Genomic DNA, 12871 nt, shown 5'->3' on the forward strand with positions numbered 1-12871 from the left:
ATTCACACGCAATTGTACTCATTACGTTCTGAGACAAACTGGGGGATTGGCGATTTGAGTGATCTATGCGAACTCATCAGCCAAGCTTCAAGCTTAGGGGCTAACTTCATCGGAATAAACCCTATCCATTCCAGTTTCCCAGCAAATCCAAACTATGCGAGTCCTTACAGTTCGTCATCACGTTACTTTTTAAATTTTCTCTATCTGGATATTACTGAAGTACCTGAGTACCCCTGTTGTGAGAAGGCAAAAGAATTAGTAGAAAGCCGAAAGTTTAAAGACGCACTAAGTCGTCTCAAAAACCATCCGTTTGTTCAATACGATGAGGTTGCCCAAATCAAGCTAATAGTGTTAAGGGCACTGTTTGAGCAATTCCAGACTAGCGGAAGTCTGGATCGCAAACGCGCTTTTCAATACTTCATCAAATCTGGCGGGCAACGCCTTCGCCAACAAGTCACGTTCGATGCACTCCATTGGACAACCCAGCAAAGCCGCTGTCAGGACGTGACAGGTTGGTATGATTTCCCTGAAACCATGCGTCAGTATCACAGCTCAGATGTGGAACACTTCCAAGAACAGAATGAGCTGGAGCTTAGTTTTTGGAGCTATTTGCTTTGGTGTGTCGAGGAGCAATTTACTCAGGTACAGTGCATCGCACGGCAGAGCGGAATGTCAATCGGCGTCATGACGGACCTTGCTGTTGGAGCCTCCCGTCGAGGCGCAGAACGATGGGCTGATGAGGGAACACTATGTCGACAAATGAATCTTGGTACTCCACCAGACGACCAATATCCACTAGGTCAAAACTGGGGAGTCGCGCCCTTCAACCCCTTGGTTTTAAAAACACGTTGCTACGAAGATTTCATCGCACTACTCAGAGCAAATATGAGATTTGGGGGGGCACTTCGTATCGATCATGCTCTGAGCTTGTTTAGACAATGGTTTATCCCAAGAAATTATGAAGCGAAAAACGGTATTTATGTCTATAGCGATGCAGAGGATATGTTGTCAATATTAGCACTGGAAAGCCATCGCCAACAATGCACTATCTTGGGTGAAGATATCGGTGATATTACCGCCGACATGCGTGCCAAGTTTGATGAATTTGGTTTATATGGCTATCGAGTCTGGCTTGGCGAAACCACTGAGAACAGCGCTCGTCTATCACTGTCAGTACTCAGCACTCACGATACACCGACCCTTAGTGGATTCTGGCATGGAAAAGATATCGATTTTTATAAGAAAATAGCCAAATATAGCACGTCAGAATACCGTTTATGCAAGGCGAAACGAGAGCAACACAAACAATCTCTTCTGAGCCAAATTTCACTGCAGATGACGCCCAAATATAAGCGAATGAGCCAAAAGCTTATGACTCAACTCCATCTTCATGTCGCTTCAAAAGAAAGTGCACTGTTTAGCTTTCAGTTGGAGGACTGGCTAGGTATGGAGACCCCAGTAAATATTCCGAGCACCAGTCATCACTATTCAAACTGGCGCCGAAAACTGGTGGAGACGACTCAGAACGTATTTAACACGGAGGAGTTCAGAATGTTTTGCCATGAGCTGTCATCCATTAGAGAACAGTAATATTTACTTGAATGTTCCCCTATTGCAAAACGGTCTCTACAGGGAATGAGATTCATCTAATAATAAAATATTATGCTTTTCTTCAAGATCATTCAAATAACAAAACAATAACAAATGTGAAAGTCGTTTCTAAAGGTGAAAAACTTATGATGCATAAAAAAGCTTATATTTTCAATGCATATACCAAAAACTCATATACGCCTCAGAACGTTGTAAAAGAAGTTAACGCATACTACAAGCGCGTATCAATTGCTGGAATACTGGTACCCAAGCATTTTCAATGCTATGTGAAAAATCGTGAAGTATTGATATTTCAGTCAAACATAGTAGGTGAGAAAGTATCTGATTTACTCGAGACAACACCTGACAATAAGTTAATAAATCAAGCGCTAACTTCAGTTGTCGAGTTATTCAAATTATCCTGGCACGAAGGAGTGTTTTTGGATCTAAAGTTAAGCAACTTGATTACAACAGATGGCGGTAAAATAGCTTACATCGATTTTTTCCCATCATTAACGATTGAAAATATTAACGCCATACGAAATACGAATAATCATAATATTCTCATCGATAGTGTTTGCCACTCCCTTACTCAATTAGGGGGATTAGCTGTGTATTGGTTCAAACACCTTTTGAAAAACTCTTACATCGATGAGTCCTCATTAAAACAATGCATCAGATCAACGCTGACACTGATTGAGAACATGTGCGGTATTGCGTTACTCAGCTCCATGTCGAACATCAGGATCCAGTCTTATGTCGAACGGTTGCGTTTAATGCAAAAGTTTGTCGCACATAAGTATTCATTACCGGAATTTAAAATTCGCTTTCTCCAAGAAAGTTACTATTCAGGATAAGTCATATGAGTGAAATAAACACCAGAATCGAAACTAAGCTTCGTTGCTTAGGTATTGAATATGATATTTCAGCACACCGCTCCGTTATCGAGCCCATGAGCCACTATTTAAGAGCCGATGGTTGCACTATCAATAAGCGAGTCAAAATCGATGCGCAATGCATTCATCCCACTCAGTTTCACACTCTGGTGTCTGAATTGGAGACTCACTCTCTGAGTTCTTTTGACGTTTTTAAGGGAAAAACCATCCTAGGCGACGGTCATCGCTTCTATTTTGAACAGGAGCCTTGTTTAGTTGACGTTCATGATGATGAAATCCGTATCTTCTCGACCAGCCTAGAACCGTTGAAGTACATGGTCTTAAGGGTGATACGAGAGCATTTATATAGAAGCAAAGAAAACGCCGGTTACGTGTCGTTCCATAGCGCCTTCAGTCAGGTTGCTGAACATGGTTTGATGTATGTAGGGACCTCGGGTGCCGGTAAGACCACCTTGCTACTTGCCACATTAGAGCACCTTGCTGGCCTGTATCTATGTAATGATCGCGTACTGATTTCAGAGAAAGACGTCTGCACTATTCCTTTACCGATCCGTATATCATTGGAGACCGCGACTAACAGTAAGAAGCTGAATCCTTTTATCACGTCGGAGTACTTCGATCTAACTCGTCCTCAGTGTATCAACCATGCGCGCTGGGAAGGGATAAAACATCAGTACAACACCCAGTTCAAGGACACCGACGACAAGTTCGAGCTGTCCCCGTTAGAAGTCGAGCGCTGCCTGAATAACACGTCGCTCAACCACTCGAAGCTGGATTACATCGTATTCCCTCGATTTGATCCCACTGTCTCAGGCTTAAAAGCCGAACCTATTTCGGAAGAAAGCAGTGTTCGCATTCTTCGCCAAGAGCTATACACACCAAATGATAAACTTTGGGTCGATCCGTGGGTGGTCGCTCGTGATCATGAGGTGGTCAATTTACAAAACTCCCATGCGTTCATTGACTCTCTGGTCAGTGATCGTCGACGTGTCGCCCTGACTTATGGGCCGGACCTTAACCTCGTATTAGCCTCCCTGTCTCCGGCAGAATTTATCAAGATACTGGAGTCGGTATGAACATCGCTATCATCACCGGAGTCAGTGGAACACTGGGACAAGCCTTAGTTTCTGCATTTGTACGACGATCAGACACGGATATCGTCTATGCCCTGATGTAAACAAACAAAAAACCATCACACTTTTAGTTTTTTAACCTATTGATTTTATTAATTAGTGCTTATCATTCAAACTTGAAAGTATCATACTTTCAAAAGCACCTTAATAGAACAAGCTGAATTAATAACAAAAAACTATCATACTTCCTGTAACCTGTTATCGACCATAGTTTATCAGGCACAAACCATTAAAACACTTGTACATCGTATGTATAACTGCCTCTAGTCTAGAAATAAAGCCTCAGTATGACGAAAGCCAACTTAACCGACTAATGTTCAGTTAATGCAACATACTGCTTAGATTTACTTGCCCAAAACAATAGAACCAAGCCAATTAGTAGTAGTCCTATACCTAGCATCAAACTTCCAGATTCAATTGGAATAAATTCAAAGTACAAACCAAATATCAAGCTACCTAGTGCTCCGCCAGCCGAACCAATGGTAAACCAGTAGCTGATTACCTTAGCCACATTATGCTCTGCGACGTTTTTTTGGATCACAGTTAAAAGCGGAATATCAATCGTTGCGGCTGCAACACCAACAACAAACGCCCCTGCCAAGAGCCCAACTTCAGGGAGCGGTAGCCAAAAGCTAGATGCGATTAAGAGCACCCCAATCCCCAATAGTCCCTCACAAAGGAAGGTAAACACTAATGGGCGGCGCAATGTGAGCTTACCGACCACCAAATTTGCGATGAACTCACTCATTCCATTCACAAACATCAGAGCCCCATAGACCCATTCAGGGCTCTTCAAGTGAGTCAAAACCACAAGGGGAATTAATATTTGCAGTACACCGCGCCAGAAGAAAGTGAAAATGCCGTAAGTCAGTACGCGAGCATGCATGACAGAGTCTGATCGCATCTCCTGATAACCCGCGAGTAACTCCACCAAAAGCGAAGGCTTGCTTTCTTTATTGCTAGGCGCTGTATCTTGAAGCTGTTTAGGCAAGGCCAAGAGTAACAAGAAGGAGACAACAAAAAAGACGGTGATCACCAAGAACACATAGTTCACTAGCTCGAGTGGCAGTAGCAGCGCTAACAAACCAGAGCCCATAAAGTATGCAGGCCAGGTAATTGTCTGAATCAATCCATTCGCTAACTGAAGTTCATCTTCTGTCACCAATTTCGGGATCACAGCTTTTGCAGCGGGTACAGATATAGCAAAAAGCGTAGAGACAATGACACCAAAGCTCATCAGCACCCAAATATTGGTCATCTCATACCAATACAGCACAAACAAAGAGAGCATAAAGGCTGCGCGAATAACCTCTATCGCAATCAAGTAGGTACGTTTGTTTATCCTGTCACTGAGCACCCCCCCAATCGGACCTAAAAATCCACGTGACAGGGTAATGGCAAAAGTTATCACCCCTAACTCCCAAGGCGATGCCTCTAACACCACGGCAAAATACACCACCGCCACTGCCAGCAAACCATCACTCAGGTTGCTCAATATCTGACTGACCAAAAAAGGTAAGTAAATCCGAGATTTCATCAGTTGTAAGTAGCCCGTTTTTTCCATATTAAGTCCTTATAATTCTCTTAAAGCTTGGCACTGTTGAATAAGCGCCTTTTCTAACTCGACCAGCTCCATGCATCGAGTGTTTAGGCTTGCTAGATTGAGCTTTCCGGTAATTTTCGAACGTAGAAGCATACCTCTAACTTTCTCAGCACTTACTGATGCACTTGTCGCCAAATGGTAAGCTTCTGATTGTCCGTATTGCTGTAAAATGTATGAGGCAAAACAAGTTCGAGAGCCAATCATTACAGAAAATGCATTTTGAAGTTTGTGAAGAGAAAGCTCCTTTGAAAGCCAAGGGTTCTCAATGATCTCTTCAATATTAGTGAGTAGACGGTAACTATCATTGCAAGCCGAAAAATAGCGGTCGTATCCATTTAGAAAGTACTCAGCACTCACTTGCTGGTGCGCACTCACACGTTGATAGCTTCGATACTCTCGCACATCACTATTTTCATAAAACGCAGCCACCTCATCGCTTGAATATTCGTACTCACATAACACGCTGGCCGGGTTGTCATCAATCATCTGCCAAGTGTCTCGGCTTTCATCGTATCCCGTAAGGATGACTAGATGAAACAAATGCTCGTTACGATACTCAGGACAATGTGGGTAATAGTAAACATCGCCAGCAAGGAGCACAAAACCATCACGTTCAATGCACTTCAACAAATCTTGTTTGATTGCCGCAAAGCTATCATTGAAGTGAGATTTTCTTTCAACGCCGACCTGTATGAAGTCTGAATCTGCCAAACAGGCCGATGCAAAATCGTACTTTGGTGTCCCTTGTATGACCAACTGTTCCAAGATGCTATCCGTACTGACCAAACTATTGTAAAACAGCCATTCAACTGATACCCCAAAACGCTTGAGCATCACAACGCTGTGGCGCTGAGCGCAGTTCAAATAGTTGCGACTGAACAGAGACTGGTCGTAATCATAAACTCGTTCACTCATTGTTTCCTACCCTTCCACTAGTGCAGCGTTTTTGTTTCTCACCGAACGCTGCTTGGCAACCGCAAGTAGGTAACTGCTTTGAAATTGTTCAGGCGTGATAATACGTCCCGTTAAATCGATGTACCTTTTCTGCAGCTTAGGATCGTTCAATATAACGCGGTAAGTCTGAGAAACAGCGTCGATATTCTTGCCGACCTGTGCATCTGCGATGATGCCTTTTGCATGCGAATCGAAGAAGGCGTGATACGCTTGAGCGTAGCTGTCTAAGGCACTCTCGCGTTGAATCGCATTACTGATTCCATACTCAATGATCGCATCGCCCAGCAGCATTGCAGATTTCATAGCAAAGCTACACCCAACCCCACTCATTGGGTCAAGAGACAAACTTGCATCACCAATGAAGGCAACCTTGCTGTTAACAGGCTCACGCAGTTGATTGTCGTATTTTGCATAGCTGTAGATCTTGGATTCTAACCTGGCCTGGCTAAAGTCAACGTCTGGTAAGTGAGCTTTAAACAGCGCCAGTAAATTATCAAACGAAGAGTAAGACAAGTTCCACTTCTTCGCTCTGTCTGCATGGATATACACCGATAAAAGACTTCGTCCCCCAATCAATGGATACAAAAAGCTCATTTCATCGTTGTTAAGTGAAAATAATGAACGATTATTTTTAGGGGCTTCAATTCCCGTGCAGTAACAAAAGTATGCGGCCCTATCATTTGGGTAGGTTCGACTTTCTACCTCCATTAACCTGGCTAGTTTTGAGCGTCGCCCATCCGCTGCAATCACCTGATCGCAAGTCACTGTGTAGTCAGCCTCTTGGCTACTCAATGTCACTGAAAAGCCCGAATCATTTTGTTCACATTGCTCCATCGCCGTCCCTAATCGAAGCTCAACACCGCAGTCGATGGCAGCCTGACGCAAAAGAGGATCCATAACACGGCGTTCCAGATTATAAGCGTTAGTAGTGAGTTCGTTTCCCCCATAGGTTCCCTCAGGGTCAATCACCCCACCCGGCACAAAAAAAGCCGCCTTTGTGGCTACACTATTTTGCTCTGAAAAAAGGTGAGAGAGGCCCAACTGTTTAAAACCTGGAATAGAGAACGGTTGAATAAAATGCGTGCAAAGTGTTTTGTAGTCCTCAAGTGATTTGCGACGGTCAACCAACATCACCTGAAAGCCTGCCTTTTGCAGTTTTATCGCACACGTTGTACCCGCAACACCCGCACCTACAATAACAACATCCACTTCTGAAGACACAATACTTCCCATATCTGTTACCTACTTTGTCCCTAAATTAATGCTCGCAAAAGCAACGTCTGACTCAAACGAGAATCCACCCCAAACGTTCTCATACGATGAGGTGGGTTGTTGATCACTCGACTAGCCCTATGTGCACTGCCGATTCTCTGTCGCTTTGCTTTATAGCAACCTCTTGAATACCTTGGCGCATCAAGTTAAGTCCTTTTAGCAAGTCTTCTCGCGCAATATTTAACGGAGGAAATAACTTAACCACTTGGTCTTCATTGCCGCAGCGTTCAACGATCAAACGTTTATCAAAACACACTTGAGTGAGTGCTTTGGCGACCGATGGATTATAAAACTCAATGCCATACATCATCCCTCGCCCCTTCACTTCTTTAATCAGCTCAGGGAACTCGGTTTGGAAGCGGACTAAAGTTTGAGATATGAAGGTTTCATCCGCTTTCATCTTCTCGGTAAGCCGATCATCTGACCAAAACGTGTTAATCGCTGAAGTCGCGGTCACCATCGCTAATGAATTGCCTCTGAACGTCCCATTATCTTCACCCGGAGACCAACAATCGAGTTGACGGGACATCAGTAATAACGACAGCGGATAGCCAAATCCACTTAATGACTTCGACAAGCACACCAGATCAGGATTGATCCCAGCATCCTCGAAGCTAAAGAAGTCACCAGCACGACCACAGCCTGCTTGAACATCGTCAATGATAAGAAGGATACCCTTCTCCTTAGTCAATGCTCTGACTTGCTTCAACCACTCTTGGGATGCAACATTGATCCCTCCTTCGCCTTGTATCGTTTCCAGAATCACTGCAGCCGGCAGTTCAAATCCAGAACTTCGGTCTTCTAAAAGCTGACGGAACAAATCAAGGGAATTAAGCTTCGGAAAATAGCCGTCGTAAGGCAGTCGGTCGATATAATTATCAAGGACGGCCTGGCGGTTATCTTTGTTCCCAGTAAGGCCCAAAGCAGTCCCGGTCATACCATGATATCCATTAGTAAAGGCGACCACTCTTTTTCGCTGCGTAACCTTTCGTGCAAGCTTAATGGCCGACTCGACAACGCTGGTTCCCGTCGGGGACGTAAACTGCAACTTATAATCTAAGTTACGAGGCTTTAGTATCTTGTCATTAAAGACGCCGATGAACTCCTTTTTGGCTTGTGTATGCAAGTCCAATGAGCCTTGGATACCGTCTTCATCTAAGTACTGCATGACGGCTGTTTTAAGCTTTGGGGTGGTTGTGGCCATAATTCAAAGCACCAGCACAACTAAGAAAGTCGAGATAAGCCTCACCACTTTGATCATACAGGTAGCACCCCGATGCTCGGTGAAATACCTTTTGAAAACTGCGACAATATGAACGAACTTGTGATTCATATTGCTCAAATACATTGTCTGTGTCCGGTTTTTCCGCGGTCGCTTCCATTCCTAAGCACTCCTAAACAGTTTCAAGTGGTGATGTGCTCTCTGAAGCCTTGTCTAATTGTCGGCAAAGAGATTCCAAGATTTCCTGAGAGCGTAGACTGAGCAGACTAAACGAACCGGCATCACCATAACCGTGTGACGATTCACAAAGACCATTGAGATAGAGTGGACCCATTGAAGCATCATCAGAAGACAGTAAGCGGTAATCGCGTTCAATGACAATGACGCCTTCATCATCCAGTTTCAAAGATGGGTATAGCGAGGCAATGATTCCAGGACAGCGTTCAGCATTTTCATCACTTCCTAAGTCACAGAACCCAGTTGCCAAGACTATCGCGTCAACATTTGCAATCTCGCTCGCTTCGTTTCGATTGAGCTCTCGCGTTGACAGCTGAGTCTTTTCCCCAATTTCTTGCGCATTTTCCACTTCTGTAAATCCATGGATAAATACTCTTTCCTGTTGGGCTAACCTGTCTTGGTACATCGTCACGTAAAGTTCTTTAATGACGTCCGCATCGGCAGCCGAGTAATTGGTAAAGTGCAAGTGACGGTTTATTCTGCTCTTCGCCTCTTTCGTGCTGTCAAAGTAGTAATCAACAAAAGATGGGAAATAGACATGTTCACTAAATTGGCTGGTATCTTTTAATCGGAAACCCAAACCGCGCTGTACATTGTGTATTTCTAGCTCAGGGAATCGCGCGTGCAGATCTAAGATAATTTCAATCGCACTTTGACTGCCGCCGACCACGGCGACTTTGCTAAGCTTACCCTTCAAGGCCAACGCATTAAGTTTGCTTTGGTATTCAGTTAAGTGGAACGCTCGACTCCGATCCAAAGCTCGGAAAGCTTTTGGTACACGCGGCGTTCGACCTGGCGCCACAACAGCGGCACGTGCTTTAAAGATTTCTCCGCTTACCATCACAATGTGAAACAACTTATCTTCTTCACTGTAGTGGACATCACTGACTGCGCTGTCATAGCTGACTTGATGTTCAAAGAATGAGGCCACCCATTGGACATACTGAGCAAACTCACTTCTTAAAGGAAACTCGAGGCCCAAGTTTAGGTGCTCGTATAAGCGGTCATTTTCAAATAGGAAGTTCAAAAATGTGTACCGACTCCTCGGGTTTCTTGGGGTCACCAAATCGCGTGCAGGATTGTTTTGAATATCGCTACCTTTCAACAACATCTGTTGCTGCCAACTGGCTTCGGGCTTTGACTCAAAAAAGCGCACACTGCCTTTGAACCCTTGCTCTTCCATTGCAATGGCTAACGCCAGGTTTGCCGGGCCAAACCCAACACCAATAACATCATATATATGCTCGCTACTCATTGTCTCTATATACTCCATACATTAATCAACTCTGAGTTGAGTACCCTACGTAGTCCCACTCACTGATCTTTCCTTCGGAAATCTTTAATACTTCTAAAATCCTCGATTCGAACTGTTTCCCTTCCTTTTGAAATGAAGCATTCACTTCCACGGTTAAGGTATTTCCAGAGACTGCCAGAAGACGTTTGCTCAATTGGTAGTTCTCTATCCCTGCATAGCGCTCACTAAGGAAGCGATGCAACGCTTCCTTACCTTTGATAGGGTCTAAGTCGTTGTATCGAACCAAGACCCCTTCGCTAAAACAGGACATGATCTGTTCGATATCTAATGAACTAAAACGTGTAACTAGGCTATCGATCAGCTTTTCTGCATCCATGTCTTCCGCTCCTTACGGTAGTGATTCTACTTACCTAGCACCCACACGATTCCCCAGAGCCCGCACGACCCTCGATTCCTTCCGTTGGGTGACCGTCTCGTTTCCACCAATCAAGACCACCGATCAACTCTTTGACTTGAAAGCCTAGACTCAAGAGCTTCATGGCCGTTTTTGTTGAACCGTTACAGCCAATTCCGTCGCAGTAACATACGTAAACAACACTCTTGTCGAGGTGCTCTGTTGTATGAACGTTGATATCTTTGTGACATAAGCTAATCGCACCTGGGATATGCTCTAGCTCATAGGCTTCTGCAGAGCGGCCATCAACAACCGCGACATTATCGCCCTGCTTCAATGCGACGCTCAGGTCCCATGAATCCATTTCGTAAGCCAGTTTTCGTTGGTAATGATTTAGTTGATCAATTTGCATCGTGACGTTCCTTTAGTCTTTGTTTAATGTCGTTAGTTATATGCTCGAACGCTTCGCGTGCGGCATCTATCTTGCCTGTGTACAGACAAAAATCGTGTGGGAGTTGCTCGAAGCAGTGGTGGCTGACTTTAACTTCTTCCGTCATCGTTTGACGTGCAAATGAAGCCGCCTCATCCCTTAAAATATCTTGACCAGCGCTGTAGATTGCGATGTGTCCTACCCGGTTTAATAAAGCGGGCGTTAGTGAAAATGGCTCAAAGTTTTCTGCCTCAAAAAATGGTCTAACTAAAGAGCGAAACCATCGCATTGAGTCTGCATCTAACAAGAATCCTTTGTTAAACTGGTTATATGAAGCGTGCTCCTCAGTAAGCGCGAGTACCGGATAAATTAGGCCTGCGTAGTCAAAACGATTCGGAAATTTTGCAACAGCAGCGTAAAGAGCCAGCAATCCACCGATACTGTCACCCAAAATCATTGGAGCGCGAGTACCTTGGCTGTGCTTATCAATCGCATCCATTAACTCGGTAATGCTTGATTCGGCTGTCGATTCAGGAAGCTTGCTGTAATCCAACGCCACGACTTTCACCCCCAAATCGGAAGCAAAACGACTCATGAGTGGCGCAAAATCGTCAAGGCCGTAGTAAACCATCCCGCCACCATGCAGATAAATCAGCGTTGAAGTGCCTTGGGTATGTTGTCCTGTGTAAAGCCTTTCCGTTGGAGAAACAATATGCTCATGGATATCGCAAACCTGATTACCTGCATAGTTTCGAGCCCATTTAGAAACAGCTTGGCGACCAAAATCATCGGACGAACGCGTTGCGCCTTTTAATAGCAAACTACGTGCGGCAAGTAATCGTCGAAAACTTGCGTCTAAACTGCCTGTGGCTTGCTGGCTAGACGTAGTCAATCTCGTGAAGCCGTCACTGTCACAACGTAAGAGTGCAAAACTATCTGGGTTCGCTTCACGTTGTTCATCAAACGCTAAGGCCCCCAATACGGTGTCTCGAGGTTCTTGCGGTTGTTTGCAAAAACCTGGATCACACGCAATCTCAAGCGCCGCTATCGTCTCCCAAAAATAACTCCCTGGGGTGCCCCGCCAAATCGATCTTTGTAACGCGTGAGTAGAGTCTCTGCGATGTGGCCACGAGGCATGGGGCTCAGAGCAGCTACCCAGATTTCACTGCTTGGTAAATCAACTTTAAGGGCCTGTAGCTCCTCGAGCAATTTTGGTGAAAAAGCATCATCGCTAAGCAGCACCGATCCTAATGCTCCAAACTTTTCTATCTTGGCCTTTAGGTAATCAATGCAGCTCTGGTATTTCCCAACGTACATGCTAAAAGCACCTTCAGATTGCACCGACGCATCAATCTGCGAGCTTAACGCCAGGTTAAGCCCTTGAGCGTGCAAGCTCGCATCTCTCTCAACCGACGCGATATGCTTGCCTCGAATGTTCAGCTGCTCTTTAAGCCACGGAACATATCGACTTTCTGAATCGCACACTCGATAGGTTGTTTCGTTTCGAGTCAACCCATCTCGAGTCGCGGCAGGCAGCAAAAGCGGGATATTGGCTTTGGCATACTCAGGGGCCGCAACTTCTGCTGCATCCGAGAGAAAGTGGCCCACGACAACATCAACGTTATCTTCAACAATCTCTTGGCAAACGTCCGTTGCCACCGCCTGGTCAGCGCTATCATCGTAGCGACGAAACTCTACCTGCGGCATCAGTTCTTCAAACAGCTCCAGAGCCCTAAGAAAGGTCACAGTATGAACCGATTTCTTTGGATCTAGGCACGCAACACAAGCAATTCTAAGCATGTTCAGCATCCTCTTTACCCATGTGGAATAAAAATGAGCTGACCCTGTTACTGTAAAGTTTTGCAGCAGAAGGGATGTACTTAGC

At 44.8% G+C, this 12871-nt stretch carries 13 protein-coding genes; 3 read left to right on the top strand and 10 right to left on the bottom strand.

Going from position 1 to position 12871, the window contains the following annotated elements; translation table 11 throughout:
• The 3 genes from malQ to VHA01S_RS10495 all read left to right on the top strand — a co-directional run.
• The coding region (malQ, locus tag VHA01S_RS10485) for a 4-alpha-glucanotransferase (protein ID WP_039970675.1) at positions 1-1590 on the top strand (1590 nt) is incomplete at its 5' end.
• A gap of 146 nt (positions 1591-1736) precedes the next feature.
• Positions 1737-2447 (top strand): hypothetical protein, encoded by a 711-nt coding sequence (locus VHA01S_RS10490; protein WP_023404343.1) that lies wholly within the window; start codon positions 1737-1739, stop codon positions 2445-2447.
• Between the two features lie 5 nt (positions 2448-2452).
• Positions 2453-3562 (top strand): phosphoenolpyruvate carboxykinase (ATP), encoded by a 1110-nt coding sequence (locus tag VHA01S_RS10495; protein WP_023404344.1) that lies wholly within the window; start codon positions 2453-2455, stop codon positions 3560-3562.
• Positions 3563-3929: 367 nt separating this feature from the next.
• Here VHA01S_RS10495 and VHA01S_RS10500 read toward each other — a convergent pair whose 3' ends face one another.
• From VHA01S_RS10500 to VHA01S_RS10540, 10 genes are all read right to left on the bottom strand, one after another.
• The gene (locus tag VHA01S_RS10500) at positions 3930-5183 is read right to left on the bottom strand and encodes an MFS transporter (RefSeq protein WP_023404345.1); all 1254 of its coding nucleotides are present in this window, start codon (positions 5181-5183) and stop codon (positions 3930-3932) included.
• 9 nt (positions 5184-5192) lie between these two features.
• On the bottom strand, positions 5193-6137 hold the full coding sequence (locus tag VHA01S_RS10505) for a cysteine peptidase family C39 domain-containing protein (protein WP_023404346.1): 945 nt from the start codon (positions 6135-6137) through the stop codon (positions 5193-5195).
• Positions 6138-6143: 6 nt separating this feature from the next.
• Complete coding sequence (locus tag VHA01S_RS10510; protein ID WP_023404347.1) at positions 6144-7409, bottom strand: NAD(P)/FAD-dependent oxidoreductase; 1266 nt, start codon at positions 7407-7409, stop codon at positions 6144-6146.
• 103 nt (positions 7410-7512) lie between these two features.
• Positions 7513-8652, bottom strand: coding sequence for a diaminobutyrate--2-oxoglutarate transaminase (locus VHA01S_RS10515; RefSeq protein WP_023404348.1), 1140 nt, complete (start codon positions 8650-8652; stop codon positions 7513-7515).
• Positions 8627-8830 carry an aminotransferase class III-fold pyridoxal phosphate-dependent enzyme gene (locus VHA01S_RS18800; RefSeq protein WP_023404349.1) on the bottom strand — a complete coding sequence of 68 codons (204 nt, stop codon included), beginning with the start codon at positions 8828-8830 and terminating at the stop codon, positions 8627-8629. Before VHA01S_RS18800 ends, VHA01S_RS10515 begins: the two co-directional genes overlap by 26 nt.
• A gap of 12 nt (positions 8831-8842) precedes the next feature.
• Positions 8843-10162 carry a SidA/IucD/PvdA family monooxygenase gene (locus VHA01S_RS10520; RefSeq protein WP_023404350.1) on the bottom strand — a complete coding sequence of 440 codons (1320 nt, stop codon included), beginning with the start codon at positions 10160-10162 and terminating at the stop codon, positions 8843-8845.
• A 25-nt stretch (positions 10163-10187) separates the two neighbouring features.
• Entirely contained in the window at positions 10188-10538 is a 351-nt protein-coding gene (locus VHA01S_RS10525) for a nuclear transport factor 2 family protein (RefSeq protein WP_023404351.1), read from the bottom strand.
• Between the two features lie 34 nt (positions 10539-10572).
• Positions 10573-10968, bottom strand: coding sequence for a rhodanese-like domain-containing protein (locus VHA01S_RS10530; protein ID WP_023404352.1), 396 nt, complete (start codon positions 10966-10968; stop codon positions 10573-10575).
• The gene (locus tag VHA01S_RS10535; RefSeq protein WP_023404353.1) at positions 10958-11965 is read right to left on the bottom strand and encodes an alpha/beta hydrolase fold domain-containing protein; all 1008 of its coding nucleotides are present in this window, start codon (positions 11963-11965) and stop codon (positions 10958-10960) included. The genes VHA01S_RS10530 and VHA01S_RS10535 overlap by 11 nt, the downstream gene beginning before the upstream one ends.
• A gap of 65 nt (positions 11966-12030) precedes the next feature.
• Positions 12031-12786, bottom strand: coding sequence for a type 1 periplasmic-binding domain-containing protein (locus VHA01S_RS10540; RefSeq protein ID WP_023404354.1), 756 nt, complete (start codon positions 12784-12786; stop codon positions 12031-12033).
• Positions 12787-12871 lie beyond the last annotated feature (85 nt).

This window comes from Vibrio halioticoli NBRC 102217 (genome assembly GCF_000496695.1).
Lineage (GTDB): Bacteria > Pseudomonadota > Gammaproteobacteria > Enterobacterales > Vibrionaceae > Vibrio > Vibrio halioticoli.